Consider the following 265-nt stretch of genomic DNA (forward strand, 5'->3'; position numbering starts at 1 on the left):
CGCCGATTAAAGCAAATGTACGCCTCCCTGAGCTTAGATCATGAAATTCTTAAGGATGTTGTTTCAAAAAAACTTTAACGGTGCCTGAGAAGCGTGAGCTGGTGCGTTATGTCATGACGGAACATCAGGCCAGCGAACGACGCGGGTGCCGGATTATCGGTATCAGTCGAAGTCTGTTGCATTATTGCCCGAACACAGCACGGGATCTGCCTGTGGTCGAGGTACTACAAAAACTGGCACATCAGTATCCTGCCTATGGTTTTGG

Annotated in this window: 1 pseudogene; it reads left to right on the top strand. The window is 48.7% G+C overall.

Annotation, left to right across the window (positions count from 1 at the left end):
- Positions 1 to 265 (top strand): annotated as a pseudogene (locus tag Dpoa2040_RS08520) (IS3 family transposase); the annotation flags it as partial.

Origin of the sequence: Dickeya sp. CFBP 2040, assembly GCF_012273755.1 — a bacterium.
Lineage (GTDB): Bacteria > Pseudomonadota > Gammaproteobacteria > Enterobacterales > Enterobacteriaceae > Dickeya > Dickeya poaceiphila.